General features: G+C 54.3%; 22 protein-coding genes. 6 read left to right on the top strand and 16 right to left on the bottom strand.

The window, feature by feature from the left end:
* Positions 1 to 27: 27 nt before the first annotated feature.
* The 8 genes from pheS to LOC67_RS25860 all read right to left on the bottom strand — a co-directional run bounded on the left by pheS (position 28) and on the right by LOC67_RS25860 (position 11,063).
* Positions 28 to 1,059: a phenylalanine--tRNA ligase subunit alpha gene (gene pheS / locus LOC67_RS25895; protein ID WP_230265752.1), complete on the bottom strand. Its 1,032-nt coding sequence runs from the start codon at positions 1,057 to 1,059 to the stop codon at positions 28 to 30.
* A 169-nt stretch (positions 1,060 to 1,228) separates the two neighbouring features.
* Positions 1,229 to 1,585 (bottom strand): 50S ribosomal protein L20, encoded by a 357-nt coding sequence (gene rplT, locus LOC67_RS25890; protein ID WP_230265751.1) that lies wholly within the window; start codon positions 1,583 to 1,585, stop codon positions 1,229 to 1,231.
* Between the two features lie 136 nt (positions 1,586 to 1,721).
* On the bottom strand, positions 1,722 to 1,928 hold the full coding sequence (rpmI, locus tag LOC67_RS25885) for a 50S ribosomal protein L35 (RefSeq protein WP_230265750.1): 207 nt from the start codon (positions 1,926 to 1,928) through the stop codon (positions 1,722 to 1,724).
* Positions 1,929 to 2,254: 326 nt separating this feature from the next.
* Positions 2,255 to 3,808 (bottom strand): pyruvate kinase, encoded by a 1,554-nt coding sequence (pyk, locus tag LOC67_RS25880; protein ID WP_230265749.1) that lies wholly within the window; start codon positions 3,806 to 3,808, stop codon positions 2,255 to 2,257.
* Between the two features lie 140 nt (positions 3,809 to 3,948).
* Positions 3,949 to 5,352, bottom strand: a complete 1,404-nt coding sequence (locus tag LOC67_RS25875; RefSeq protein ID WP_230265748.1) for an O-antigen ligase family protein — start codon at positions 5,350 to 5,352, stop codon at positions 3,949 to 3,951.
* A 265-nt stretch (positions 5,353 to 5,617) separates the two neighbouring features.
* Positions 5,618 to 6,376 (bottom strand): GDSL-type esterase/lipase family protein, encoded by a 759-nt coding sequence (locus LOC67_RS25870; RefSeq protein ID WP_230265747.1) that lies wholly within the window; start codon positions 6,374 to 6,376, stop codon positions 5,618 to 5,620.
* Positions 6,377 to 6,527: 151 nt separating this feature from the next.
* On the bottom strand, positions 6,528 to 9,677 hold the full coding sequence (locus tag LOC67_RS25865) for an efflux RND transporter permease subunit (RefSeq protein WP_230265746.1): 3,150 nt from the start codon (positions 9,675 to 9,677) through the stop codon (positions 6,528 to 6,530).
* Positions 9,678 to 9,743: 66 nt separating this feature from the next.
* Entirely contained in the window at positions 9,744 to 11,063 is a 1,320-nt protein-coding gene (locus LOC67_RS25860) for an efflux RND transporter periplasmic adaptor subunit (protein WP_230265745.1), read from the bottom strand.
* A 272-nt stretch (positions 11,064 to 11,335) separates the two neighbouring features.
* Here LOC67_RS25860 and LOC67_RS25855 point away from each other — a divergent pair, with 272 nt between their 5' ends.
* Positions 11,336 to 13,123, top strand: coding sequence for a TolC family protein (locus LOC67_RS25855; protein WP_230265744.1), 1,788 nt, complete (start codon positions 11,336 to 11,338; stop codon positions 13,121 to 13,123).
* A 35-nt stretch (positions 13,124 to 13,158) separates the two neighbouring features.
* Here LOC67_RS25855 and LOC67_RS25850 read toward each other — a convergent pair whose 3' ends face one another.
* Entirely contained in the window at positions 13,159 to 14,334 is a 1,176-nt protein-coding gene (locus LOC67_RS25850; protein WP_230265743.1) for an aldose 1-epimerase family protein, read from the bottom strand.
* 331 nt (positions 14,335 to 14,665) lie between these two features.
* Positions 14,666 to 14,860: a hypothetical protein gene (locus tag LOC67_RS25845; protein WP_230265742.1), complete on the bottom strand. Its 195-nt coding sequence runs from the start codon at positions 14,858 to 14,860 to the stop codon at positions 14,666 to 14,668.
* Between the two features lie 32 nt (positions 14,861 to 14,892).
* Here LOC67_RS25845 and LOC67_RS25840 point away from each other — a divergent pair, with 32 nt between their 5' ends.
* The 3 genes from LOC67_RS25840 (at position 14,893) to LOC67_RS25830 (ending at position 18,513) form a co-directional block, all read left to right on the top strand.
* Positions 14,893 to 16,143 carry a hypothetical protein gene (locus LOC67_RS25840; protein WP_230265741.1) on the top strand — a complete coding sequence of 417 codons (1,251 nt, stop codon included), beginning with the start codon at positions 14,893 to 14,895 and terminating at the stop codon, positions 16,141 to 16,143.
* A gap of 65 nt (positions 16,144 to 16,208) precedes the next feature.
* On the top strand, positions 16,209 to 17,216 hold the full coding sequence (locus tag LOC67_RS25835; RefSeq protein WP_230265740.1) for a sugar phosphate isomerase/epimerase family protein: 1,008 nt from the start codon (positions 16,209 to 16,211) through the stop codon (positions 17,214 to 17,216).
* Positions 17,217 to 17,382: 166 nt separating this feature from the next.
* The gene (locus LOC67_RS25830; protein ID WP_230265739.1) at positions 17,383 to 18,513 is read left to right on the top strand and encodes a Gfo/Idh/MocA family protein; all 1,131 of its coding nucleotides are present in this window, start codon (positions 17,383 to 17,385) and stop codon (positions 18,511 to 18,513) included.
* A gap of 177 nt (positions 18,514 to 18,690) precedes the next feature.
* Here the strand turns inward: LOC67_RS25830 and LOC67_RS25825 are convergent, their stop codons facing one another.
* Positions 18,691 to 19,020 (bottom strand): hypothetical protein, encoded by a 330-nt coding sequence (locus tag LOC67_RS25825; RefSeq protein WP_230265738.1) that lies wholly within the window; start codon positions 19,018 to 19,020, stop codon positions 18,691 to 18,693.
* Positions 19,020 to 20,108 (bottom strand): DUF1559 domain-containing protein, encoded by a 1,089-nt coding sequence (locus LOC67_RS25820; protein ID WP_230265737.1) that lies wholly within the window; start codon positions 20,106 to 20,108, stop codon positions 19,020 to 19,022. The genes LOC67_RS25825 and LOC67_RS25820 overlap by 1 nt, the downstream gene beginning before the upstream one ends.
* Before the next feature lie 282 nt (positions 20,109 to 20,390).
* Here LOC67_RS25820 and mntR point away from each other — a divergent pair, with 282 nt between their 5' ends.
* A complete protein-coding gene (gene mntR / locus LOC67_RS25815; RefSeq protein WP_230265736.1) occupies positions 20,391 to 20,798 on the top strand; it encodes a manganese-binding transcriptional regulator MntR in 408 nt (135 codons plus the stop codon).
* A gap of 64 nt (positions 20,799 to 20,862) precedes the next feature.
* Here mntR and LOC67_RS25810 read toward each other — a convergent pair whose 3' ends face one another.
* From LOC67_RS25810 to LOC67_RS25800, 3 genes are all read right to left on the bottom strand, one after another.
* Positions 20,863 to 21,354 carry a CBS domain-containing protein gene (locus LOC67_RS25810; protein WP_230265735.1) on the bottom strand — a complete coding sequence of 164 codons (492 nt, stop codon included), beginning with the start codon at positions 21,352 to 21,354 and terminating at the stop codon, positions 20,863 to 20,865.
* 2 nt (positions 21,355 to 21,356) lie between these two features.
* Complete coding sequence (locus LOC67_RS25805; protein WP_230265734.1) at positions 21,357 to 21,827, bottom strand: CBS domain-containing protein; 471 nt, start codon at positions 21,825 to 21,827, stop codon at positions 21,357 to 21,359.
* 422 nt (positions 21,828 to 22,249) lie between these two features.
* A complete protein-coding gene (locus LOC67_RS25800; RefSeq protein WP_230265733.1) occupies positions 22,250 to 22,714 on the bottom strand; it encodes a RidA family protein in 465 nt (154 codons plus the stop codon).
* Between the two features lie 174 nt (positions 22,715 to 22,888).
* On the opposite strand from LOC67_RS25800, the gene LOC67_RS25795 reads away from it, so the two are divergent.
* Positions 22,889 to 23,842 carry an SDR family NAD(P)-dependent oxidoreductase gene (locus tag LOC67_RS25795; protein WP_230265732.1) on the top strand — a complete coding sequence of 318 codons (954 nt, stop codon included), beginning with the start codon at positions 22,889 to 22,891 and terminating at the stop codon, positions 23,840 to 23,842.
* 388 nt (positions 23,843 to 24,230) lie between these two features.
* On the opposite strand, the gene LOC67_RS25790 is transcribed toward LOC67_RS25795, so the two are convergent.
* Positions 24,231 to 24,935 carry a DNA alkylation repair protein gene (locus LOC67_RS25790; RefSeq protein ID WP_230265731.1) on the bottom strand — a complete coding sequence of 235 codons (705 nt, stop codon included), beginning with the start codon at positions 24,933 to 24,935 and terminating at the stop codon, positions 24,231 to 24,233.
* Positions 24,936 to 25,215 lie beyond the last annotated feature (280 nt).

Here is a 25,215-nt window from a genome sequence, read left to right as displayed (position 1 = left end):
GCGAACAAAAGTCTGCTGATAACAAGATCAGAATTGCGAAAGGAAACGCATGTCGCCGCTGTAAAGGTCGCGGATATCTTTGATGTCGTGTCGTCTCATGCAGAGACGTTCGACGCCAAGTCCGAATGCGAATCCCGACACCTTATCGGGGTCGTAACCGACAGCGCGGAATACATTGGGGTCGACCATGCCGGCTCCACCAAATTCGATCCACTTTCCGTCCCAGTAAAAGTCGACTTCGACGCTGGGTTCGGTGAAGGGGAAGAACGAGGGGCGGAATCGGATTTCGACGTCACCACCTAAGTAGTTCGTTGCGAAAATTCGCAGAACGGTTTTCAGGTTGGCCATCGTGACGTTGGTGTCAACGTACAGCCCTTCCATCTGGTGGAACATCGGAAAGTGCGTCGCATCGGGAGCGTCGGGGCGATAGACACGTCCCAGCGAGATGACACGGATTGGAGGCTGCTTAGTTTCCATCACACGGATCTGCACCGTGCTGGTTTGGCTACGCAGCAGCCGCGAGCCTTCGATGTTTTGACGTTGGGTTCCCGATTCGGCTGTTGCCAAATAGAAGTTGTCCAGCGGATCGCGTGCCGGGTGGTCTTCGGGAATGTTCAGCGCCACGAAGTTGTGGTGCGGGTCTTCGACTTCGGGCCCTTCGGCAGCTTCGAAGCCCATCCGTCCCATGATTTCCATCAAGTGATTGATGGTCTGGGTGATCGGGTGGATGTGTCCAACGTTGGGGCGAATGCCAGGAAGCGTCGGATCGAAGGTCGGGTCGCCAGACTGTTCGTCACCGCCAAGCAGACGCTTCTGGGCGTCATCGACGGCCGATTCGATTGCTCGCTTGACCTCGTTCAGCTTCATCCCGGCTGACTTGCGATCTTCGGCGGCAACGGCACCCATTTGTTTTTGGATGTCTTTGAGCGCGCCCTTCTTTTGGCCAACGTACTTTACACGCGCAGCCTCGAAGGCATCCGCGTCTGCGACACCTTCTAAGGTGCCAATTGCCTCGGACTGCAGCGAGTCGAGGGCCGATAGAAAGTCTTTCAGAGACATAGGGCAATGAGTGTGTTTGCGCGAAATCGACGGGCATCACTGCCGACAGATCCAATCGTCTGCCGGCATCATCCAAGGCGGCCGGATACGAACGTTAGAAACGTCGTAAATGTGGCGTATCGAACACGCCACGGAAAGACATCCGGCCGAACCCGAACGTTCGCGAAAACTAAGCGGCGAGCGCTTCTTTCACCTTGTCGACGACCGCTTTGAAGCCATCGGCGTCGTGGATAGCCATTTCGGAGAGCGTTTTGCGGTCGAGCTCGATACCGGCCTTTTTCAGTCCGAAGATGAACTCGCTGTAACGCATGTCATGTTGACGGCAGGCGGCGTTCAAACGAGTGATCCACAGACGGCGGAAATCACGTTTACGGACGCGACGATCGCGAAACGCATACGCGCCGCTACGCAGCAAGGTTTCCTTGACGGTACGGGTCAGTTTACCGCGTCCACCGCGATAACCTTTGGCTCGTTTAAAGAGACGTTTCTTGGATTGCCGACGAGCGGCTCCGCCAGTTGCACGCATGGGTGCATTCCTTTCAGATTTGTATTGGAGTCAGGCCCCGATCACGCCACGTGGTAGATTTCGTTTCACGCTTGGTTGATCGACGTTTGATTGCCCATCCAATTGGGGAGAGATCAAATGAAGAATAAATTTCAGCTTAGTAGCTGTAGCCGTTCAGAGCGGCGTGGATGGTCTTTTCCATGCAAGGATCGACCGAGGTAGTTCCACGCAGGTTACGACGGCGTTTTTTGCTCAGACCGCATGCCAAGTGGCTGGTGCCGCTTTGACGGTGCATCGCTTTGCCTTTGGCGGTCAGACGAAATCGTTTTTTGGTGCCCTTATGGGTCTTAATCTTTGTTCCCATCGTTCCGTTGCTGGAGTGTACAGGTGCTAGAGGTTACCGAGGCCGCTCGAAATGAATTCAGAACGCCGCAGCATTCGCTGTCTTATGGGGGACCGCGAAGGTTATCAACTGTCTCGGCGATTCGGAAGAGGGTTCCACCGTCCAATTCCCAATAAATTACGCACAGAGCGAGTTTTCCGGGGGGCGGGAGACTTTCCAGATGAACTGGACGGAAATTCATTAGCCGAAATGACCGAAGCCTCGAATCGATAGCTTTCGGCTAACGACCAAGCGGGGGGGCGGCGGAGTCGCCGTCCCTATCGTCACTGCCTTCAGAGCTACCGTGCTCAGAACTTGACGTCGCAGGTGATTTTTACCTGTCGCAGCTGCAGCGTATCGATGATTTGGTTATCGGCTAGCGCGTTGGTGATCACGACTAGCCAATCCTCTTCGGTACACCAGCCTTTAACCAGGAGCTGCCCAAGCGCGTTTTGGATCGTGATCTCGGGGTTTTCGTCGAAGTCCATCAAGAAGGGTTCGACACCCCAAGGCAGCATGAGTTGGTGGAAGGTTTCCGGAACGTCGGTAAACGCATAGATCGGCACATTCTGGGCACGCATCGCCCCGAGAACATAAGCCAAGAAGCCGCTGCGTGTGAAAACGACAACGCCTGATTTGCCGAGTTCCTTTGCCAGTTTGACACTGGATCGCAGCATTTTGGATTTCGGCGTATGGAGCTCAATCCGGTCGTTGATCTGCCCATCAACCGATGGCTCGATACTGTGGCAAATGTTTTTAAGGACCTCGACCGATTCAAGCGGATAAGCCCCGGTGGTGGTTTCACCCGAAAGCATGATCGCATCGGCCTGCTCGCGGATCGCATTGGAAACGTCGGAGATCTCTGCCCGAGTCGGCATCGGCGATTGCACCATCGATTCCAGAAGGTGTGTCGCGATGATGACGGGCTTTCCGTGAGCCTGACAGGACTGCACCAGCTTTGCTTGGACCAGCGGGAGTTTGTGGTATTCGATTTCGATACCCAAGTCTCCGCGGGCAACCATCACGGCATCCGTCTCCTTGATGATTTCGTCCATGTTCTTCACACCCGCCTGATCTTCGATCTTGGCGATGATGCGAGCTTTGCAATCGATCGATTTCAAGTAGTCACGAAGAGTGCGGATGTCAGCAGCTTGGCGGACGAATGAAAGTGCGACGAAGTCCAGGCCGGCTTGCACACCCGCCAAAAGGTCTCGCTCGTCTTTCTTTGTCAGTGCAGGCAGGTTGATCAGGGTGCCAGGAAGGTTGATATGGCGTCGGGAGCCCATCGGGCCCGGCGTTTTGACTTCCAGCAGGATCGTCGTTTCGGTTTTGGAGAGGACTTCCGTACGGATCAAACCGCTGTCGATCAGAACGGTCGTTCCGACGCAGACGTCTTTGGGCAGGTCCGGATAATTAACGCTGACGCGATGAACGCCATCATCCTTCTGTTCAAAATCGGAAGTGTGCAATTCCAGCTTGTCGCCGGTGCAAAGGTTGATTGTTTTTTCTACTGGTCCTGTGCGGACTTCGGGGCCTTTGACATCCATCATCACGGCAACATGGCGGCCGATCGATTTTGAAACCTGGCGGATTCGGCCGATGATTTCTGTGACCCATTCGCCGGTGCCGTGGGCCATGTTCAATCGAACGATATCCACGCCAGCTTCGATTAGCTTTGTCAGTTTTTCTTCTGACTCAGTCGCTGGACCGATCGTTGCGATGATTTTTGTATGGCGATAACTGCGGAATGCGTCTTGCATAGGAGTTCCTGCGGAGCGGGCTGCGGGGCCAATTAGGCCAACAACCAATTTCGCGTCTCCGGAGGCGATGGCAAGATGATTGTTTGTTAGGTTGTTGATCATTCCGCTACCGCTTTAAGGGGCGCACCTTTTTCTCATTCGGATCGTTCACCCCCGGAGCTTGCCGCCTTTCGCCCCCCATGTCCCTATTCGGACATGTCTCTAGTCGTGCACCGCCACTACAAAAACAGGTGGTAGCAGGGTTATCCGGTCAGATGGGCAGGAGCCCGATGGCTGTCGGTTGCAAGTCTTCTGCGTTCGCCCTGTTTGGCGTCAGAAAGTCCCCGCTGGTAAACGGTGACAACTAGTCCGCCAGAGGTCATCAGAAAGATCTGCACCATGGGAATGATGGTCATGTTGTGAAACATGGCATTGGGAAAATAGGCCGCCAGCGTTGCGAGGCTGAACAGCCCTAATTGTCGGGCTTCTAAGGGCAAACCTCCGTTGTGCGCCAGTTGCCAGCCATAGATTGCCGTCATAGAGATAAAACCCAGGTACAGCCCAAGTCCGATCAGTCCCGAGTCGACCAGGAAGGCCAGAAACGCGTTGTGATGGCTGTAGGGCCGTGCCATCTCCAACGGCATGCCGAGTTCACGGATGCTGTGATAGCTGGTGTGACGCTGCAGATATTGGCCATACCCGTGTCCTGTCAGAGGCTTGTCTTTGAACATTTCAAAAGCGACGGCGGCGAGCAGCGGTCGCAGTTCGACGCTTTTGGCCGCATCTTCGGCCGATAGAGCTTTGTCGCGTTTGAACGACATCAGATGCTCTTTCAGGCCCATCGACATCGCGACCGCAAGCAGCACCATGGACGCCAGCCCCATCACGCGAACCCATCGAGGGCTAAAGACAAAACCGACAGCCGCAACCGCACCGGCAATGCCCAACCAGCAACTGCGTGTCAGCGTCGCATAGCAGCCAACAAAAAGGATCACTCCTAAGGCGGCATACAAGGCTTTCGACTGGCGATCCGCATTCACAAAACTTGCCGCCACGGCTGCCATCGCGATCGAAATAATCAGCCCATTGCCCGCAGGGTTTAGCAACGGGCCGCGACCACGCCCAAGAAACATCCACACTTCAGGATTCAAAATGTGCTTGGGGTAAACCAACGCATGGAAGCCTTTGATTTCGCAAACCGCGGTCACCGAAAGGTACAGCCCTAGGACGATTATCCCACGCATCAAAAGCTTGAAATCGACCGACGAAAAGGGGGTGATCCGCGCCAGCCCATAAACGACTGCCGGAACAAGAATGTAGAACAGCCACCTAGCGGTCGGGTCGACAATCGTTTCGGTAATGTTGTACCCACGGCTGCTCCAGTAGATGTAGACAACCAGTCCCGCAACACAGACATCAACGCGATTGAGAGTCGGAAGCTTGATCTGGCCCGTCCACCAATGAAACGCCGCCACGCCGATCGTGATCGCAAGCAGCAAGCGATCGAAGCTGATTTGAATCGGGCCATCAAAGGCGAAGAATGGCGGGCCGAAGATCGTTCCGATCCACAGCAGTCCAAGCAGCATGTGGACCATCTGGACATATCTCGCCAGCGGAATACACCAAACGGCGAAGGCGAGAAAAAACAGGATCGTCAGGAAGGACATGTGTTGATCTTTCGCCCGCGTCTACGCGAGCGATGGTTTCTATTGAAGCACTTCAGTCATCGACAATGTGTGAGCACTCGAAAGCATAGGTGCCAAAGAGCGGGGCAGAGAAATTGATCCGATCAGTCGAGCCGGTTTTTCAGCCCTACAATCGTTCCGATCCGTTTCACCGTACCGTTTCTTCGTTCGGATGCGTCATCCGACCAGAGTCGACGTGGTCGCGGCGACGAAAAGTTTCCGGCGAAACCTTCAAGCCTAAGGATGCCTACTCGCCAGCCTGCTCGACCGCTTGTAGACGAAGCACGTCATCCAGGCGGCGGCGGATCAGCTTTGACCACAACTGGTAGCCCTGTTCATTCATGTGCAGTTGATCCGAAATGAACAGCTCGGTTCGTGGTTGCCCATCGGTGTGCAGGTAATCGCCTGCGGTGGCAATGAAATAAGTATTCGGCGTGGTGAGCGCGATCTCACGGAGGCGTTCGTTGACGGCGCGAATCTTGTCCCAAATCTTGAATCGACTTTGAGTCGGTGTGATCTCGATCAAGAAAAACAGAGTGCCCGGTTGGTGCTGCTGTGATGTTTCGATGATATGTCGAACCAGCGGCTCGATCATGTCAGGCGTGTGGCTGTCCGGTTTATCACTGATGCCGTTGCCAACGAACATGACTGCCGCGCGGTACTGATGCGGCGTGATCAGACGTTCGGCGAAGACGGCCATGTCGGTGAATTTTGCACCACCGTAGCCGCGGCGGATCGTCTTGTAGGGCGCCATATCGCGCTGCATCGATTTCCACAATCGAATGCTGCTGCTGCCGATGAACAAGATCGATTCCGATGAAGGTTCTTGTTCCTCATTGAGTGCATCAAATTCTGCGATGTCCTTTTCCCATCGCTGCAAAGCCGCTTCTTCATAGGGGGCCGTAACCGAAGCGTCGTCACCTTCCTGGGCTATCGATGTCGATGCGTTGAAAGCGGTGAAGGCGATTGCAACGATCAGTTGCCAGCTGCAGATTTGTAAACGCATGGCGAATCTTTTTTTGAAGAGAGTCGGTGGGGAGGCTTCGGTGGTCGGTGTCGCGATTTGAACACGCCGAGGAACAAACAAGCCAGTGAGGCGATGATTGTAGCCATTTCGAGGGCGTCATCATCACCTAAGAAAGCTTTGGCGAATCGATTTATCCCACTGTCGAGGCCGTCGCCGAAGTCGGGCGATGCACCAAAATATAAACACAGGGGACGAGCACCAGCGTCAAGATCGTGCTAACGACCATGCCGCCCAGCAATGCCCGAGCCAACGGAAGCATGGCTTCATTTCCCGGTGCGAACGCAAATGCGAGTGGCAGCATCGAAGCGACAAGCGTGAGTGACGTCATCAAGATCGGTTTTAGTCGGACGCTCGCTGCCGACAGCATCGCTTCCTTAGGCGATTGGCCTGACTGCCTGCCTTGGTTTGCAAAATCCACCAGCAAAATCGCATTGTTGACGACGACCCCAACCATCATGAGTGTGCCCATCAACGATTGAATATTCAGCGTCGTCTCGGTCCCGATTAGCACCACGATGATCCCACCGATTCCTAGTGGAACCGAAAGCATGATGATTAATGGATCGACAAACGATTTGAATTGAGCCATCAGTACGAGATAAACCAACAAAACGGCAACGGCTAGTCCGATGCCAAGTGTGCTCATCCCAGTTCTCATCTTTTCGACCGGTCCACCGAGCGTCACGTTCACTCCGTTTTCAAATTCAAGGGTGTCTAAGACTGAGTCAATGTCCGCGGCGACCGATCCGATGTCTCGGCCATCAACGTTGACATGAATGTCGTTGACACGAGAGATGTTGTAGTGGGCGATTTCACCTGGAATGGTGACACGCTTGATCGTTGCGATATTGGACAGAGGGATCGTCATCGGCCCGTCCGGTGTCTCCAAGGAAATCGGAATGTTGCGGATGTCTTCAAGTGACTCGAACGTATTCGATTCGTATTGAACGCCCATGAAAAAGTCGACGCCCGAATTCGGGTCGATCCAAATCGTTGGAGAGTACCCAACACTGGATCCCAGCGATGTCAGGATCGTTTGGGCGACGTCTTCTTGTTCAAGTCCCAAATATTTTGCTCGGGTCCGGTCGACTTGAATATCAAATTGCGGGTAATCCAATGATTGAGCAATTTGAACGTCGACAGTCCCAGGAATGCGGCGGACCGATTGGACGATCCTTTCTGCAGCATCACGGCACTGTCCTAATGTTCCGGCGGAGACTTGGATATTGATCGGAGTCGCGACGCCTTCGTTCAGCGCCATGTTGACGATGCCACCTGAAACGAACAGAAACTTTTCCAGTGGGTATTCTTCGGCTAGCTTTTCTCGCAGCGTCCGAATGTATTGCTGCGTACCGGTGGTCCGGTTGGTCTGCTTCAAATTGACGATTAAGTAGGCCGTGTCTGGGCCAGAGTTGCTGCTAAGAACGGTCGAGAAGCCCGCGCCTTTTCCGACGGGCAGGCCGATGTTGGCAATCAGCGTTTCGATTTCTTCTTCAGGAATGACGCCTTTGATTGTGTTCTCGATCCGTTCGACAAGCTTTTCTGTTTCGACCAATTCCGTACCCGGCGTCGTTTTGATCCGCAATTCGAATGAACCCGAATCGACGCTGGGAAACAACTCTGTTCCCAATTGAGGTGCGAAAGCAAAACTTGCTGCAGTTGCAGCGATGATCACAAGACAGACAACCGCTGGAGCTGCAAATAGCTTTGACAACAGACGAGTGTAGATACCGTCGGAAGGCGTCGTTGTCGATCGCGACTGTTGATCTGTTTGCTTCGCTTGCACGCGCGTCCGGATGAATGTTCCACAGAATGCCGGAACGACCGTCAAAGCCAACACGTAGGAGGCTGCAATTGTCAATGTTGCCGCCAGTGAAAGCGGTGTGAATAGATACTGAATCATCCCGGTTAGAAATACCGCTGGCAGGAACACGGCAAGTGTCGTCATTGTTCCGGCGAGAATCGCAGCGGAAACTTCTGATGTGCCGTCGAGAGCGGCGTCCATGGGAGACTTGCCCATGCGTTGATGTCGGATCACGTTTTCCACGACGACGATCGCAGCATCGACAACGGTACCGATCGCCAAGGCAAGGCCTCCCAGCGTCATCACGTTGATGGTTTGACCGGTAAACGCAAAGCCCAAACTGCCAATCAGCACGGCAAACAACACCGACAAGACGATGACGACTGTCGGCAGGAATCGTCGAAGAAAAATGACGACGACCACCGCGACCAGGACTGCACCCAAGCCGATCTGAGTGTAGAGGTTCGCGATTGCGTTGCGGATGTAACTCGATTGGTCTGAAACCAAGGTGACTTCGGTCGCTTCGGGGATGTCACCTCGTTCCTTCATCTTAGGAATCTCTGACCCGATGCCTTCGTAGATGCGGTCGACTACGGCGATGGTGTTTTCGCCAGGTTCACGCAGTAAAGGACAGTAGACGCTCCGCTTTCCATTGACCCGTACGATGTTGTATTGCAACGCCGCGTCGTCGACGACGCGGCCAACATCGCGGATGTAAATCGGCTGGTTGTCTCGGACGGTGATCGCGATCGCTTCGATTTCTTCAATCGTTGGCAATGTGTTGCGCGGATGGATCTGATAGTCCAGTCCACCCATTCGCGCCGTTCCCGATGCCAGTACCAGATTACTTTTCTGTAGGGCGTCGACCACTTCGGTTGCACTGAGGTGATAGGCCTGCAGCTTCGCAGGATCGACATACACCATCATCTGGCGAAACTTGCCGCCGAAGGGGTGCGGGATTTGGACTCCTTTTAATCCGCCCATTTTGTTCCGGACGGCGTAGTAGCCGATGGTGTAAAGCTGTTGTTCGCTTAGCCCTTCACCAGAAATCGCGGCGAGTACGACGGGTAGGTTTGCGGGCTCGCTGCGCAAGGTAAACGGCCATTCGATCCCAGGCGGCAGGTGAAACATGTCGCTGGCTTCCAAGTTAACGATGTCGTTCATCGCGGAGCTTGGATCGGCACCTGGCTGAAAGAAAACTTTGATCACGGCGGCGCCAGGGACAGTCCGTGATTCTTGATGTTCGATCTTTCCGGCAAGTGTGAGTGCACGTTCCACCCGACTGGTCACCGATTTTTCCATATCCATGGTGGGCAGCCCCGGATAGGAAAAGAAACTGACGACGACCGGTTTTTTAAAATCGGGAAGGATGTCGATCGTGATGCCGGGGATCACCGCAACGCCAAGGACACCAAACGCAATTGTCGCGGCCAATACGGCGAATCGGTTCCGCAAAGAGAACTGAATAAGGCTCATAAATCAAAGTCTGAAAGACACGTGCTGGTGATGCGAGGCAGTCAATGAAGCAAGAAGCGGATTGAACTAGCGGTCCAAAACTTGAACGCTCTCGCCATCAGTGAATCGATGTAGATTGGCGTCGATCACACGCGCATTCGGATCAAGGCCAGAAAGCACTTCGATCATCAATCCGTCATCCTGTCCCGTTTGAATTTGGGCCACGGTGACGATGTCATTCGCATCGACCACATAGACATGGGCCTTGCCGTTTTCACCGAAGTGGATCGCCCGAGATGGCAAAGTTTTTGCTGTCGTCTGCGCCGCCATCTGGATCGATGCTTGACCGAACATGCCCGGCAAGAACTTTCCTTCACCGTTTTCTAGGTCGACCTCGGCTAGCATCGTCCGTGATTGCGGTGTCAATGCCGAAGTCGTTCGAGCGATGGTCCCTTTGATCGGCGGTTCATCGGCAAACGAAGGGAACGACAGCGATACTTGGTCGCCGCGAGAGACGTGAGCGGCTTCGATCTCGGGGACAGGGATTCGGACTCTGACCTTGTCAATTTGACTGATCACTAGCAGTGGTTTGCTGCCTTCGGCGTCCGGTCCGACAAGGTTACCCGGCTCGACATTTCGAGCGGTGATCACGCCCTCAATCGAGGCCCGGACGGAAGCAAAGTCGATCAGAACTTCTATTTCATCCAATTGGCGTCGGGCTATTTCTGTTTCCGCCTTTGCCGCATCGAGATCTGCCGCAGCGGCAGTCTGCTTGGCCATCGCAACTTTAACCATCGCTTGCGACGATTCGATAGCCGCTGAAGCGGATTGTTTGGCGGCGGCTTCACTGTCTCGTTTCTTTCGGACTTCATCGAGAACACGTTGTTGCAGTGAACCACGATTGACCAAGTCTTCGGTTCGGTTGAACTCAGATTCGGATGCCGCCAACGAAGCGTCGATTTGACCTAGCAAGCTTTTCGCTTCACTGAGTTGTGCTTCTGCCGAGGTGACTTCTGCGGCCGCCAATTCCACACCAGCAGATTCACGCCGTTCGGCGGCTTCCAAGCGGCTGACCTTGGCTCGAAGAATCTCTCGCTGCATGAGCAGCTCGGGGACTTCAATTTTCAACAGCACATCGCCTTTCTTGACAACGTCACCGATATCGACCGCGATCTCCGTCACAACGCCAGTGGCTTGTGGACGAACGTGACTTTCGTAATACGCGTGGATGCTGGCGGGCTGAACCGTCGAGCGTTCGAGCGTGTTGGTGCTCAGCGCCACCGTTCGCACCGGCGTCTTGAACTTGTCTTCGTCAATCAATTTGACATCGGTCGACCGTCGGCATCCGGCAGTCGTCATCGTTACAGCCATTGCAATGGCAAGCCAGACAGTTTTCTTCTTTGTCATGTAAGAAAGCTTTGAAGCGATCGTTGTCGGGGGGCGGTGCAGGTGGGCGTTGTCTCGCCAGGTCGTTTTCTCGCGACCCGCATAATCGTTACGGACGACAACGTTTGCCCGAACTGTGTCCGCATCATAGTTATCACAACAGTCATTTTAACGCTCGAAAATGACAATCTTGATTCTCCCATTCGATTCGCACGCTATTTTCGTTGCTGTCGGTTGCCGAAGCAAAATCCGTAGGACCGTTGTTTCCGGAAATCGTTCGAGCGGGTCAAAGCATGGGAAAATCCATCGTCAAAATCGGTTGCCTTGGGCTCGCCGGTGTCTTTTCCGTTGGGTGCACGGCATCGCGATCGACCTTGCCTGCCGAAGCGCCTGGTTTAGCGATCGAGGCCGCTTCGCCTGCCGAGACTCCGGTGGTCCAGTCGAGTGACCTGCAAGTCGACAAAGTTAAAGCAGCCGCTGCAGAGTCAAAGGCCACTCCGGCACTTGCGGTGACCGCTTGGGAAGTCGCCGAGCCAAATTCTGTAGACGACGCGCTCGCTTTCTCTGCGGATCATCCGAAGTCTCAATCACGACTTGCCGAGTTGCTAATCGATGAAGCGGAGGCGGGCGATGAAGACATGACGGTCAGGCAGCTCGTCAATCTGGGCAATGAAATCACCGATGACGTTGCGGGCGAAAGCAACTCTGGTTTAGACAACGATTGGGATTCCGATGGCAAGTTGTCACTTAACCTGCCATCCGCTCTTGCGATGGTGTCAGCAGGGCATCCAGTTGTCGGCCATGCCCGATGGCGAGTGCAGCATGCCTATGCCCAACTTGAACAGACCCAAGTTTTGTGGCTTCCATCGATCCAAGCCGGGTTCTCGTTTCATCGACATGACGGAAACTATCAAGCGAGTGATGGCAATATCGTCGATGTCAACCGAAACTCATTTCAGTACGGTTTGGGGAATCGAGCGACGGGGGCAGGGACGACTCCCAATCCCGGCGTAGTTGCACAATTTCATCTTGCCGACGCGGTGTTTTTGCCACGCGTTGCCGAAAAGAACGCGTGGGCCCAGGGACACGCTGCCGGTGCAGCTTTAAATCAGACACTTCGGGATGTCGCGGTCGCGTACATCAATTTGTTAGAAGCACAGCAGCGCGTCGCGATTTGGAATGCCTGTGTCGATCGAACACAAAAGCTTGCGAAACTGACCGCGGACTACGCCGAAGCTGGTGAAGGTTTGCGGGCCGACGCCGACCGATTGGAAACCGAGTTGGCACTCGTCAACAGTCGCTTGGCGGAGGCGGATCAATTCGTCGCGATGAAATCCGCTGAACTGACACGAGCGATCAGCTTGGAAGACACACGTCTGGTTCACGCGGTCGATGTCGGAATGATTCCGTTGGACCTGAACCAACTTGATGACGTCTCCAAAATGTCGGCGGCGGAAAAATCATCAATGCAGGGCATGATGGTCGCGACCGGGCTAAGTCGACGGCCGGAGCTGAAGGAATCGAGCGCTTTGGTGGCGGCGGCCTGTGAAGCTTATCGCCGAGAAAAGTATGCTCCGCTGGTTCCCAGTGTTTTGCTTGGATTCTCGACCGGTTCGTTTGGTGGCGGCTTGGGAGCCGATCCAGAGAACTTTGACAGTCGGTATGACTTCGATGCGGCGATGACTTGGCAGCTTCGGAACCTTGGGTTTGGCGATCGAGCCGCACGGCGTGTTCGGTCCGCGGAGATTCAGCAAGCGAAATACGAACGTTTGCGCCGGATGGACCAAGTGGCCGAGCAAGTTTCGCAGGCCTATTGGCAAGTCATCCAAACGAAGGCTCGTATCGAATCGACTCAAATCGCAATCAAGTCTGCGTCTCAGAGCTACGAACGAAATCTTTCTCGGATTCGTGACGGTGAGGGGCTTCCGCTCGAAGTGCTACAGTCCAACGAGGCGTTTCAGAAAGCCAACGAGGCATACCTTCAGGCGGTAGCCGATCACAACCGGGCACAGGTCCAATTGCAATGGGCGCAAGGCTGGCCTGTCAGCAGTGGTGTGATCGGAAATCCCGAAACCAACTAGTTCAGCAATCAATGCGCGTGCACGCATCGATTGCGTCATGCACCTGGCGTCCAGCCTGGACGTGGCGTGCTGTGGATTTTTGTCGGATCGCTTCCGGCAATCAGGTCGATTCGATCGCGGGTCGCATTGACCGCTTCGCTATCGGTCAGCGGTTCCAGGGAGACTCGGAAGCAAATCGTTTGCTCCGGTGCGATCTTTAAGACTCGATCTTGCTTGGCTTCAAATGACCGAGTGTTGGGATAGTTGGTCGCCGGTTCCAGACCGGTGACGTATCCATCTGCTAAGTCGCCGGTATTTTTCCAAACGATGAATCGAGGCAGTGTTCGCGTCGAACTGGTCACCGCCAAGCCACGATCGGCGCCAGCGTTGTGCAGCATCACGGTTGTTTGGTCGTGATCGTCACTGCGCAATTTTGCGAAATAGACACGTTCGGAGTATCCCGACTGCGGGCCTTCGTACTTATCCCAGGTTTCGATCTCACCCGCCGAAAGCGAATCTTTCGGGGCTAGCTCTTCGATCGGCATTACAACCTTTGAGCCGGCTTCTAAGACGGGGCTGCCGACGTTGATGTGATACAGCAATTGCATCGTTGCTTCTTGCGAACCGTCGTTGGTGACGTCATCCAGAACGTCGACTTTCGTGCTTCCAACATGGACGCGAATCCGGCTGACCAATCGCAGGTTGGGAAAGAACAGCCGACTCTCTCGGATCTCACCGATCAGTTCCAGACGACCCGCGACTTCGTCATATTCGACGACTAAACCGTCCGCCGGCAAATTGCCAATCCTCCCGTGAAGAGGATGGACAAGTTTTCCGCTGTTGTCGTGTTCGGGCGCCCCGTTGCTGTTGAGTCCACAACGGGTGAGTAGTTCGTCAAAGCCTTCCAGCCAGCCAAGACCGCTAGGATCATAGGTTGGCACCAATGACGGATGGACCGGTCCGTCGATTGGCGAGTCCCAACCGAAACGAGTGTCTCGCGATTCGATTTTCCAAATCGCCATTCCGCGCGTTGGCAACACATCCAAGACAATCGCACCCGTGTCGATACGCACAATTTCGACTCCATCGGATCGCCCGCCGACGAATCGACCGTGCTTACATGTGATCGTGCCTTCGGCGGTCTCGACCATCAGGGCCAACGGAGACTTCTCGTACCAAAGGATGCTTTGCGTGCGGTCGTCGATGGATCGAAGCGTGCGCGTTTTCACCATTGCGTTGTTGTCTCGTCAGTAATTTTGAGCTCGATTTGGGCCGCACCAAGCACGCGTCTGAAAACCTTGGACACGGACATTTTGAAAAATGTCTTCGCCGACAAACGCGTGTGCATCATGAGGCTGCGTCGCGGCAAGCTGAGTGGGCCAGTCAGTGTCGACGATCTTGTTCGATCAATCCAGGGGCCCATCCGTTGTGTCGATTTCGCACTCCGTTTTTCCTTCGGCTCGCTTCTGGATCTGCACCGGATTCCGGTTTTATCACATCGTGTTCTTTCGCGTGGAGGTGATCTGGATTGGTGCTTGAGCCTCCTGCGACAAGTCGTCATCGCTACGTCGGGGTGTTGCCCAACGAGGTGATCCCTGCCGCTTGTGCGGTTCGGGCGGTCTTTCGCCGCAGCGAATCTAAATTCGCCGGTATTCTTGGTGGTGTGAAGATGCCAGCAATCTTGTCGCCGGTGTCTGCAGTCAATACAACATGCGGGCAGACTTGCCGCCGCAAACATGCGATAATTGGCGCTCGCATTTCCCTCCACCACCCTCAGTTAGTCACCTTCTATGACTCAAGTAAAGCTCGATGACGGTCTCATCAAAGGCGATTCGGTCTCTTCCATCTTGGATTCGGCGATGGACGCCGGTGGCGGTTTGCTGCGACTCACTCCGACTTGGGTTCCCCGATCTTTCTTGCATCCCGGACGCCGAATCAAATTGCACCCCGGCGATTACTATCGCTTCGGGGCCAACCGAGGCGGAATCGATGAGCGTTGGTTCGGTAGCACGACCGACGCGGCAAATGACGGTCGCGTGTGGCACGAAGGGCAGAGCTTCTGTTTGTTCGAAGGCCAAAAGTTCATGCTCAAAGATGCTGTCGCAGAACGAGGCAACGACATCGTCGGTGAAGCGATCTTTGGCAAATATGAACGCTGGCCTGTCTACAGCAAGTTCTTTGACAACATGGGGCCTATCCCGCACCACATGCACCAGTCTTTCGAAGACGCCGCATTGGTTGGACAAGAAGGCAAGCCAGAAAGTTACTACTTCCCACCACAGCTGAATAACGTCGACAACAACTTCGCGTACACCTTCATGGGGCTGGAACCCGGAACGCAGCCCGAAGACGTTCGCCGTTGTTTGGAAAACTGGAACGAAGGTGACAATGGCATCCTGGACCTCAGTCGTGCCTATCGCCTGAAGCGTGGTACCGGCTGGTTGATTCCTCCTGGCGTTTTGCATGCTCCCGGTTCACTTTGCACCTACGAGCCACAATGGGGCAGCGACGTCTTCGGCATGTATCAGTCCATCGTCGAAGGACGCTACGTGCCATGGGAACTGCTCGTTAAAGACATGCCGGAAGAGAAGCATCAAGACTTGGACTTCATCGTCGGGCAGTTGGATTGGGACAAGAACGTCGACACCCACTTCAAAGAAAGCAACTACTTGGAGCCTATCGTTGACGAAAGTCGCAGTGGAGACGGCTATGTCGACAAATGGATCGTCTACGGAACCGTTGACGGACAGCAGCTGTTTAGCGCCAAGGAAATGACGATTCAACCTGGGGCGAAGTGCACGCTAAAAGATCCCGGTGCGAGCAGCTGGATCACGGTCCAGGGACGCGGCCGAATGGGCGCATTGGATTTGCAAACGCCGGCGATGATTCGTTTCGGAGAAAACACGACGGACGAAGTCTTTATCTCTCACGTCGCGGCTACCGGTGGGGTCGAGATCGAAAACCTTGGCAGCGAACCGCTCGTCGGTCTGCGATACTTCGGTCCAAACACACACGACAACTTGCCAAAAGCTGGTAGCTGATCAGCAATCCTGCGTCCGCCGAACACGATTAATTTTCCCTTCGATTTTTAACGCGATAGAGAACGATGAAACTGCATAACGCGATGTGGCCAGGCTTGGTTGGTAAAGGTGACGGTCCCGGTGAGGAGCCGCCAATTAGCCTGGAACACATGTTGGACTTGACCGCAGCAGCCGAAGTTAATGGCCGTAAGTTCGACGGGATCGATTACTTCCTGTTCTTGCCACACACCGATCCGCAAGCCAGCGACGATGAACTGCGAAAGATCGCGGATCTGATCGCGTCGAAAGGTTTCGCCGTTGGGTCGTTGGTCGCTCCGGTTTGGCCAGGAACCGTTGGTGATTCCGCGATGGGTGATAAAGAACAGGTCGACAAGTTTTTGTCGGCTGTGAAAATGGCATGCCGCATCGCAGGAATCTTCAACGAGCACGGCGTTCGTCAGTACGGAGTCATCCGTATCGACAGCGCCGAATTCGGTGTCGAAAAATGGCGTGAGGACGCACCGGCGAATACGAAGAAGATCGCCGGTACGTTCCGTGAAGCGGCGAAGATTGCGGCTGATCACGGCGAACGTTTGGCCGCCGAAGGTGAGATCTGTTGGGCCGGGATGCACAGTTGGAAAGACATGCTGGACTTGCTTGAAGAAGTCGGCATGCCTGAAACGCTTGGGTTCCAAGCCGACTTGGCGCACACCTATCTGTATCTGATGGGATACAACGCACCGGAACATGCACTGCTTAAAGACGGGTATAGCGAAGAAGAGTTCTACGCCGCGTACGAGCAAATGACGGACAAGCTTCGCCCTTGGACGATCGACTTTCACGTCGCACAAAACGACGGACAAGTTCACGGCGCAGGAACGCACGACAAGACCGGAAAGCACTGCCCGGCTGATGATCCAAACGGAAAGTTGGACATCGTTCGCTGTTCCCAGTACTGGTTGAAAGATGCCGATCAACGCGGCATCCAACACATCTGCTGGGACGGCTGTATGTTCCCCAATGCGACTTTGGAAAAGCCAGACACTTGGAACACAATTCTTGACGCGATGATCAAAGTCGACGAAGCGATCTGAAAGCTTTCGCCGTGATTCGCTTGGTGCATCTGTCGGCGCCAGCGAGATCGACAAGTGGCGATGTCTTGCATGACATCTTGCATGTCTGAACGATTGCTTCGCAAGCAGGTCGCCTCCTCCTCCTCAATTCAACTACCCACCACGACTACCTTCCAACAATTTCATCATGAAACCTCTCAATATCGGTATGGTCGGCTATGGATTCATGGGCCGGACTCACAGCAATGGTTACTGCCAAGCGAATCACTTTTTTGATCTTGAGTACAAACCGGTTCTGAAAGCCGTCTGTGCGCGGAACAAAGAAAAGGCACAGGCGTTTGCCGATCAGTGGGGATATGAGTCAGTCGAAACCGACTGGAAAGAGTTGCTTAAACGTGATGATATCGACGCGATTGATATCTGCACGCCTAACAATCTGCATGCGGAGATCGCCATCGCAGCTGCCGAAGCTGGCAAGATGGTGCTTTGCGAAAAACCGATCTCGATGAACACCGCCGAAGGCGAACGGATGTGTGAAGCGGTCGAGAAGGCCGGCGTTAAAAATACCGTCTGGTACAACTATCGTCGTATCCCAGCGGTTACTTTGGCAAAGCAACTGATCGATGAAGGGCGGCTCGGAAAGATTTATCACTACCGCGCCAATTTTCTGCAGGACTGGACGATCTCCGAAGACGTTCCTCAGGGTGGCGCGGCCACTTGGCGATTGGATGCCGAAGCGGCGGGAAGCGGTGTCACGGGTGACTTGCTGGCTCACTGCATCGACACGGCGATCTGGTTGAACGGTGGTATCAGCGACGTTTCTGCTGTGACCGAAACGTTCATCAAAGAACGTGTCCATGCGGAAACCGGTGAGAAAAAGCAAGTCAAGATCGATGATGCCTGTGCATTCCATTGCCACTTCGCAAATGGATCGTTGGGGCTATTCGAATCGACCCGCTATGCACGCGGCCACAAAGCACTCTACACCTTCGAGATCAACGGCCAAAATGCTTCGATCCGATGGGATCTGCACGATCTACATCGCCTGGAGTACTTCGATCACAATGATGACTCAATCGTCCGCGGTTGGCGCAGCGTCCACATCAGCGATGGTGACCAACCCTATATGGGAAATTGGTGGGTTCCAGGTTTGAACATCGGCTACGAACATAGCTTCATTCACCAGGTTGCTGACTTCTTGAAGTCGTTGGAAACCGGTGAGCCGTGCGAGCCAACTTTCCGAACAGCCCTGGAAACCCAAAAGGTTTGTGATGCGGTTTTGGCAAGTGCCAGCGAACGAGCCTGGAAGAACGTCTAAGGTTTCGGTCGCAGCCGTGTCTTAGGCAGTAAGGGCAACCGGTGCTTTCGACCGTGAAAGCACTGGGGCGATGGCAATTCAACAGCGAAGTCGCTATGGCTGACTTTAACGGCAGCTATGGCACTCGGGTTCAATGTCGACAATCAGTCGTTCGTTCAGTGGTTACTGCGACTGAGGTTACTGGCGACTGATTTGTGCTTCAAGCAATTGTCGACAAGCCAAGTCTGCTGTTTTCCACTGTCCGTCCTTTGCGAATGCCAGAATGGATTCGATCGCAGAGACTTCTTCGGCTTGAAGTTGGTTTCGCATCCGCTGAACGAGCTGCTCAATTCGAGCGACCTCGATATCACTGCTTTGGTTGCAGGTGCGAAAAAGAGCCAGGGTGATGTCGTATCCCGGCTTACTCAGGACGATTTCGCTTTTGGGAAAAAAGAAGTAAAGCGCAAAGCCGACGACCGCCAGGGTGGCGAAGGCCAATAAAAAGTTCTGGCGTGATTGCGTACTCACTAGAGTTTCTCCCAGTTGATGACTTCATGTTCTCGCATGCTACACAGTTCCGCCCAAATGAGTAGGTCTACAAAATCGGTGATGAACTGGATGGAACCGTCGCCCATGCAGACATAGCCGCCGCCTTGGTGTTGGGAGTACATCTGCCCGACGTGATAGGTTGGGAAATTGACCGGGTGAATGATGGGGTTTCCGGTGATGTCAAGCTCGCCACCTGAAGGCCCCCCGTGGACCAGGGTTAGCGTCGCCGCTGCGTCGGGCCCATTTTCGGGGCTGGAAAACTTTGGATGGGTAAAGGCACCAGGAACGACTCCGGCCCAAGTTTTGTCGCTGAGCGCAGAGCTGTGTTCGCCATAAAAGATCGTGTTTGTGGTCCCATCAAGGACGTCTCGAAATCTGGTTCGTGAATTTCGATAGAACGGTCCGTCGGCAACTTGTTGGGCGTCTCCTTCGATTTTGACGATCTTCGTTTCCGCGGTATAGATATTGCTAAAGACCTCGCCGGTGGCAGCGGATCCACATTCGCCCCAGCAGCTTTCTTGGCCGTGGCTGGCGACGTAATGGCTTCTTCCCAAGCGAAGCTCGGCCCCGGCGATCGTCATCGTGTCGCCAGATTCATTTTGAACCCAAAGCGGATTTTCGCTTTCGGTGGCTGACGGACAAAGTGTCCAAGGAAGATCTTGGGCTACAAGTTCGCGGTTGTGATCTGACCAAAGGGGTTGGTCCATCCGCAATGACCCGAACAACGACCCAGCTTCGACGTGGGGCAGGATTGCCGATTGCCATCCCCAGCCAGGACCCGCGTCCCAGGTGATCGGATCCATTCGCACGTTTGGTGGAGCGTTGCCATCACGCGTGGGATGGGAAACGTATCCCGGAGGAAACTGGCGAAAGGCCGAATGATAGTTTTGAGTCGCCAATCCGATCTGCCGCAGGTTATTGCTACAGGACATTCGCCGAGCCGCCTCTCGGGATGCTTGCACTGCGGGTAGCAGAAGCCCAACGAGCATGCCGATGATCGCGATCGTCACCAGCAATTCAATGAGCGTGAATCCACGCGGACGGCGAACCAAGTTTCTTGAGATCATGGAAATCCTATAAGTTAGCAATGGCTAACTTTCTGGGTGTGTTTCAAACGCGGTGTTTCTCTGTCGCTGCTCGTGACAGGATACGCAAGCCCAACGCCGACTTAGTCTGGGCTAAGTTAGTGTCGGCTAAGATTATCCCGCAAGCGATTCGTTTGCAAGTAGGGTGGGTTCGTGGGGGCCAACAATCGGCGTTTCAACGTGTCAAGCGACCTCGCAGACGGACAGGAAGATGTTCTAGAATATGTGTTTCCAAAACCATATTTCTGAATCGGCCAGCCCTCATTGCGAAAGAAAAAACACGAACGAACCCGTCGCGACCATGCCAGCGAGGTTGCTGAAGACTATGTCGAAGCGATCGCCGAGTCGATCGCCAGCAATGGCGTCTGTCGCGCGGTCGACTTGGTGGAGCAGTTTGCGGTCACGCATGCAACGGTCAACAACACGATCAAGCGGTTGCAACGCGACGGTTTGGTTGTCACCGCACCTTATCAGCCGATCGAGTTGACTCCCGATGGAAAGCGTTTGGCGACGCGATCAAAACAGCGGCATGAGATCGTCGAAGCGTTCCTGCGGCGGCTTGGCGTCAGCGAGCAAACAGCGGCTATCGACAGTGAAGGGATTGAGCATCACGTCAGCAAAGAGACTTTGGATGCAATGAAGTCGGTCATCGACAATGGATGGCCGACTTAAGCATTCCGTTCGAGCGACGGTCTAGTCCTCGGAATATCCCGCCGGACGATCACTAGATTGGCTGCTACGATTGCCAAGAGGTTTCGACGAATTGGAAGACTCGTCTGGGGCTGACGATTCCTACGATTTCGTCGTCCATGTTCAGCACCGGAACGTGCCGATGGCCAGCAATCGCGATTGCCGCAACGGCCGCCGCGGCAGGCACGCCCGAGTAGACGATCGTGGGGTCATTGGTCATGTAGTCTTCGACCAGATCAAGGCGGACTCGGTTGTACCGTTCCGCGATCTTTTCCAGCACGTCCCGTTCGGTAAAGATCCCGACCAGTTTGTCGTCCCGCAGTACCAGCAGGCTAGAGACACCTTCCTTGTGTAGCAGATCGATTGCCTGTTCGACTGTCGCCTCGGCATCAATCGTCAGGTAGGGATGATGGTTGATTTCATTGACTTGGTGTTCCCCCAGGTGCTCAGCAGTGCTGTCGCGATACTCTGGACGATCGTAATCACTCAGTGGATCGGGCAGTGGATCAGGGGCATCAAAGCGATGGTATTGGTTCATCTTTAAGCACCTTCTCGTTCGAGCATCCAAGGTTTACTGCCAAGCCGTTGGACGGCGACTTGGCGGGCATAGCAATCGCCCAAGTACTCCGCCAGGCTCCGCTGACCGGCGAGTCCGACGAGTTGGCCGTCGTCGTCGGTGACACACAAAAATCGCGCACCATCATTGACGATCGCGTCCCAGACACGACGGATTGGTGAAGACAGCGAAACGCAGCGATACGACGGATCCAGGTATTTCGACACCGCAGTCGAGTCCAGCGAAACGCCATCGTGTAGCAACCGAATGACGGACTGTTCAGTAAACATGCCGCAGGGTTCCCACTGATGTTTGACAACAACAGCGCACCCGATGTCATTTGATCGCATCAGCGCGATTGCGGCTCGCGCGATGGTGTGTTCGTTTATCGCGATCGCGTCTCTGAGCGGAAGATCCTTCACTCGCTCCGTATTTAATTCGTCCAAGAATCCCATGGCGTGTTCTCCAGGGCCAGATTGAATCGTTATTGGATTCACCTAGAGTGCATCTAATGGGCCAGAAAATGCCATTTCAGGCTTGCGACGCAGAGGCTCGGATCCCAGCAAAAGGTGCGGGATTACCCAGCGGCATTGATGACAGATTGCGGCGTTCAGGGTTCCGCTAGAGCCGAGTTGGGTTTCTTGTCGCACCGTCAGGAAGCTATCTGGCGAAGGCTAGCCGCTTCCTTTTCTGCATGGAGATTGTGCAGTGATGCCTCGGGATGTGCCCCGTGATGAGGCGTTGTCACTTGACTTGCGATCGAGCAAAACAGCTCCGATCGCAAATCAAATCTGTAGGATCCTGATTCGCGATCGCGAGCATTCGCGCGGCAAAGTTGAATTGAGCGTTGACCGCGCGACTGTGCACACTCCGTGGTCTATTCTTCCACTTCGAAGATCGCTTCGATCTCGACAGCCATTTTGACTGGCAAGCTGTTTGTACCGATCGCACTGCGGGCACCAACACCGTTTTCTTCCCCAAACACGTCACGGAACAGTTCGCTGCACCCGTTGATGACCGCAGGTGTATCCGGGAATCCGTCAACGCACTGGACCAAGCCCAGCAATTTGACAACGCGTTTGACTTTGTCGAGCGTTCCGAAGTGGGCTTTTAGGGTAGCGAGCAAACAAAGTCCGGTTTGTCGAGCAGCGTCATAGCCAGCTTCGACGTCCATGTCCAAGCCGAGACGTCCGGTGATCAGTGTCTTGTTGGATTGCAGTGGACCATGCCCCGACAAATAGGCGATCCCGTTGACGACGACGATCGGTTTGTAGACACCTGCTGGCTTTGGTGCTGGTGGTAGTTCCAGTCCGAGTGATTCAAATCGAGCTTCGTGTGACATTTGCGAGATGATTGGTCCGGGGAAGGGAGTTGAAACGACACATCGTTTGCAATTGGGGCCGTCATTTTATGGCAAGCAAATGACTTGCTGCTGATCTGAATTGGCTAGCTAGACCGTTCCTGCAGAGCCATGTGTCGGCAGGGTAGTCTGCACAGTTTTGATGGGGCCGACAAGATGACCGCCCTGCAAATCGCACTGGACGCATCGGATGTGAATCACATCGACAATTGGGGTGTGGAGAGCCGCTATATTGGCGTCCGTGGCAATCACCTGCCGCATATGAAATCGGTTCACCTCGAAGTGACAGTCTTAGTGGAAACACACACGGTCAATTTCATGAAGCAACTGCAAGGTCGCAAAGCACTGATCACCGGAGGCACGCAAGGTATCGGTGGCGAAATAGCAGTCGCGGTTTCCAAAGCCGGGGCGGATGTTTTGTTGGTCGGGTTGGATGACGATGATCAAGCACAGCGAACACTTCAGCGGTGTCGGGAGGAAGGCGTTTCGGCAACTTTATTGTGCTGTGATCTGTCACGCGCGCCCGGAGAATACATGGATTCCTTGGTCAACGACATTGTCTTGGCGATGCCGGATGTCGACCTACTTGTCAACAATGCGGGCACCTATTGCGACGTTCCCTATTTCGAAATGGATTTCGATCGCTACATGAAGACGATGCATCTGAATGTCAGCGCCGGGTATTTTTTGACTCAGGCAATTTCCCGGAGATGGGCGGCAGATGGTATCACAGGTCGGGTGGTGTTTACAGGATCGATCAACGGATTGTTGTCCGAGCTTGACCACACTGCTTACGACACCAGCAAGGGAGCGGTCGCGGCGATGGTCCGTAGCTTTTGTGTATCTCTGGCGCCTCATGGCATTCGAGTCAACGCGATGGCACCGGGATTGGTTTGGACGCCATTGACCGGCCCTGCGATTGATCAAGGCAACATGCGACGTTGGATGGAGTTGCATACGCCAAATGGACAAGTCCCACCGGCGAATGCCTGTGCAGGAACGGTCGTGTTTTTGCTATCCGATGCTGCCGAGCATGTCCATGGCCAAACGATTTACGTTGACGGTGGCATGAGTGCCTGGCAGCAGCCGAACGCCCCGGACCAGTTCTAGCAACACCTACACCCTTCCCCACAAAAGTACTCGGCATAAAGTACCCGGCACGCACCGCCGTGCCGCCAGCTAGCATCCCGGTCTACTAAAGTAACCCAGCTGCATCACGGGGACTGTGATGGGTACGATTCAGGCGTTCCCAAAGTACCCGGCACGCTCCGCCGTGCCGACCAGCTAGTATCCCGGTCTACCAAAGCAATCCAGCTGCATCACGGGGACCGTGATGGGTACGATTTGAGCACTCCCAAAGTACCCGGCACGCTCCGCCGTGCCGCTAGCTAGTATCCCGGTCTACCAAAGCAACCCGGCTGCATCACGGGGACCGTGATGGGTACGATTCGAGCATTCCCAAAGTACCCGGCACGCTGCGCCGTGCCGACCAGCCACCCTACTTAATACCAAGCTTCTGCTTTAGGTGATCGGCGGTAAGATGTTTCACCACGTCCAGAGGCTGGCATGCGTTGTCGTCGCCATAGTCGATGTCGACGGGACCAATTGCCTTGGCTGCTCGCAAAGCTGCTTGGTTAAGTTTCTTGTTGCGTTTGCCAATTCCCATTAAGGCTGCGTTCATGGATTCTCGAACCCACATGGGTTCGTCATGAATCGTATCTTGAATGCGTTTGATTAGCGATATAAGAAACTCGTCATCCATCCCCTTGGGGTTCTTCTTGGACAGTTCGTAAATCAGTCCGTACGCACATTGGCGTCGGAGCGGATCTTCGCTTTCCATCCAGTCGCATGCCAAGTCAAAAGCGATCGGCGTCTTGGCGAGTGTCGCGTCGCAGGATGCAAAAACGTGCGTTAGGTAGCCGCCTTTTAAATCTTCGACCTGCTGTTCAGCTTGCTGGCGAGAGACCTTTTTGGGTTCATCGATGAGCAGGCCGACGATTTTTGCGTCGTAAACATCCGACTTCCAAAGCTGAAGTGCGAGTTCGTGGTCTCGACCGATCTGTTTTGCTAGTTTTCGCAAGACCGTCAGCCCGATTCCAAAGCTTTTGAGGCCGGAATCTTTCTGCCCACGTTTCTTCCAGTGCTCGATTCCGCGTTCGTTCGTGTTCTCTTTCAGTAACTTTAAGACGTCTGACTTTTTCATTGGGTTGGCATCATCAAAACGGGCTGTCGGCGATCAGGTGGGACAGAGAAAGAGAAGTTTTTACACGCGAGATTGAAATTCATTCCATCGCGCCATGCTAGGCATCGCATCGGTTCTATGACAAAGCGATCGAATTATATCCCGTGATTTACGGTGTTTGGTCAGTGTTTCCGCAGTGCGAGTGAATGATTGGCGCGCTCGGTGCGTTAGCGATGTTCCGTTCACACAGTATCGCGATCGGACGATTTGTGGCGATTCGATGTGGACCTTCGCGGGCACC

It is taken from the genome of Stieleria sp. JC731, assembly GCF_020966635.1.
Classification (GTDB): Bacteria; Planctomycetota; Planctomycetia; order Pirellulales; family Pirellulaceae; genus Stieleria.
Note: the sequence above shows the minus strand (reverse complement) of the source record. Positions and strands in the feature narration are given on the sequence as shown.

What these genes read in the sequence shown, in the direction of transcription:
- pheS (WP_230265752.1), bottom strand. Translation starts at nt 1,059, where the DNA reads ATGTCTCTGAAAGACTTTCTATCGGCCCTCGACTCGCTGCAGTCCGAG.
- rplT (WP_230265751.1), bottom strand. Translation starts at nt 1,585, where the DNA reads ATGCGTGCAACTGGCGGAGCCGCTCGTCGGCAATCCAAGAAACGTCTC.
- rpmI (WP_230265750.1), bottom strand. Translation starts at nt 1,928, where the DNA reads ATGGGAACAAAGATTAAGACCCATAAGGGCACCAAAAAACGATTTCGT.
- pyk (WP_230265749.1), bottom strand. Translation starts at nt 3,808, where the DNA reads ATGATCAACAACCTAACAAACAATCATCTTGCCATCGCCTCCGGAGAC.
- LOC67_RS25875 (WP_230265748.1), bottom strand. Translation starts at nt 5,352, where the DNA reads ATGTCCTTCCTGACGATCCTGTTTTTTCTCGCCTTCGCCGTTTGGTGT.
- LOC67_RS25870 (WP_230265747.1), bottom strand. Translation starts at nt 6,376, where the DNA reads ATGCGTTTACAAATCTGCAGCTGGCAACTGATCGTTGCAATCGCCTTC.
- LOC67_RS25865 (WP_230265746.1), bottom strand. Translation starts at nt 9,677, where the DNA reads ATGAGCCTTATTCAGTTCTCTTTGCGGAACCGATTCGCCGTATTGGCC.
- LOC67_RS25860 (WP_230265745.1), bottom strand. Translation starts at nt 11,063, where the DNA reads ATGACAAAGAAGAAAACTGTCTGGCTTGCCATTGCAATGGCTGTAACG.
- LOC67_RS25855 (WP_230265744.1), top strand. Translation starts at nt 11,336, where the DNA reads ATGGGAAAATCCATCGTCAAAATCGGTTGCCTTGGGCTCGCCGGTGTC.
- LOC67_RS25850 (WP_230265743.1), bottom strand. Translation starts at nt 14,334, where the DNA reads ATGGTGAAAACGCGCACGCTTCGATCCATCGACGACCGCACGCAAAGC.
- LOC67_RS25845 (WP_230265742.1), bottom strand. Translation starts at nt 14,860, where the DNA reads ATGCGAGCGCCAATTATCGCATGTTTGCGGCGGCAAGTCTGCCCGCAT.
- LOC67_RS25840 (WP_230265741.1), top strand. Translation starts at nt 14,893, where the DNA reads ATGACTCAAGTAAAGCTCGATGACGGTCTCATCAAAGGCGATTCGGTC.
- LOC67_RS25835 (WP_230265740.1), top strand. Translation starts at nt 16,209, where the DNA reads ATGAAACTGCATAACGCGATGTGGCCAGGCTTGGTTGGTAAAGGTGAC.
- LOC67_RS25830 (WP_230265739.1), top strand. Translation starts at nt 17,383, where the DNA reads ATGAAACCTCTCAATATCGGTATGGTCGGCTATGGATTCATGGGCCGG.
- LOC67_RS25820 (WP_230265737.1), bottom strand. Translation starts at nt 20,108, where the DNA reads ATGATCTCAAGAAACTTGGTTCGCCGTCCGCGTGGATTCACGCTCATT.
- LOC67_RS25810 (WP_230265735.1), bottom strand. Translation starts at nt 21,354, where the DNA reads ATGAACCAATACCATCGCTTTGATGCCCCTGATCCACTGCCCGATCCA.
- LOC67_RS25805 (WP_230265734.1), bottom strand. Translation starts at nt 21,827, where the DNA reads ATGGGATTCTTGGACGAATTAAATACGGAGCGAGTGAAGGATCTTCCG.
- LOC67_RS25800 (WP_230265733.1), bottom strand. Translation starts at nt 22,714, where the DNA reads ATGTCACACGAAGCTCGATTTGAATCACTCGGACTGGAACTACCACCA.
- LOC67_RS25795 (WP_230265732.1), top strand. Translation starts at nt 22,889, where the DNA reads ATGACCGCCCTGCAAATCGCACTGGACGCATCGGATGTGAATCACATC.
- LOC67_RS25790 (WP_230265731.1), bottom strand. Translation starts at nt 24,935, where the DNA reads ATGAAAAAGTCAGACGTCTTAAAGTTACTGAAAGAGAACACGAACGAA.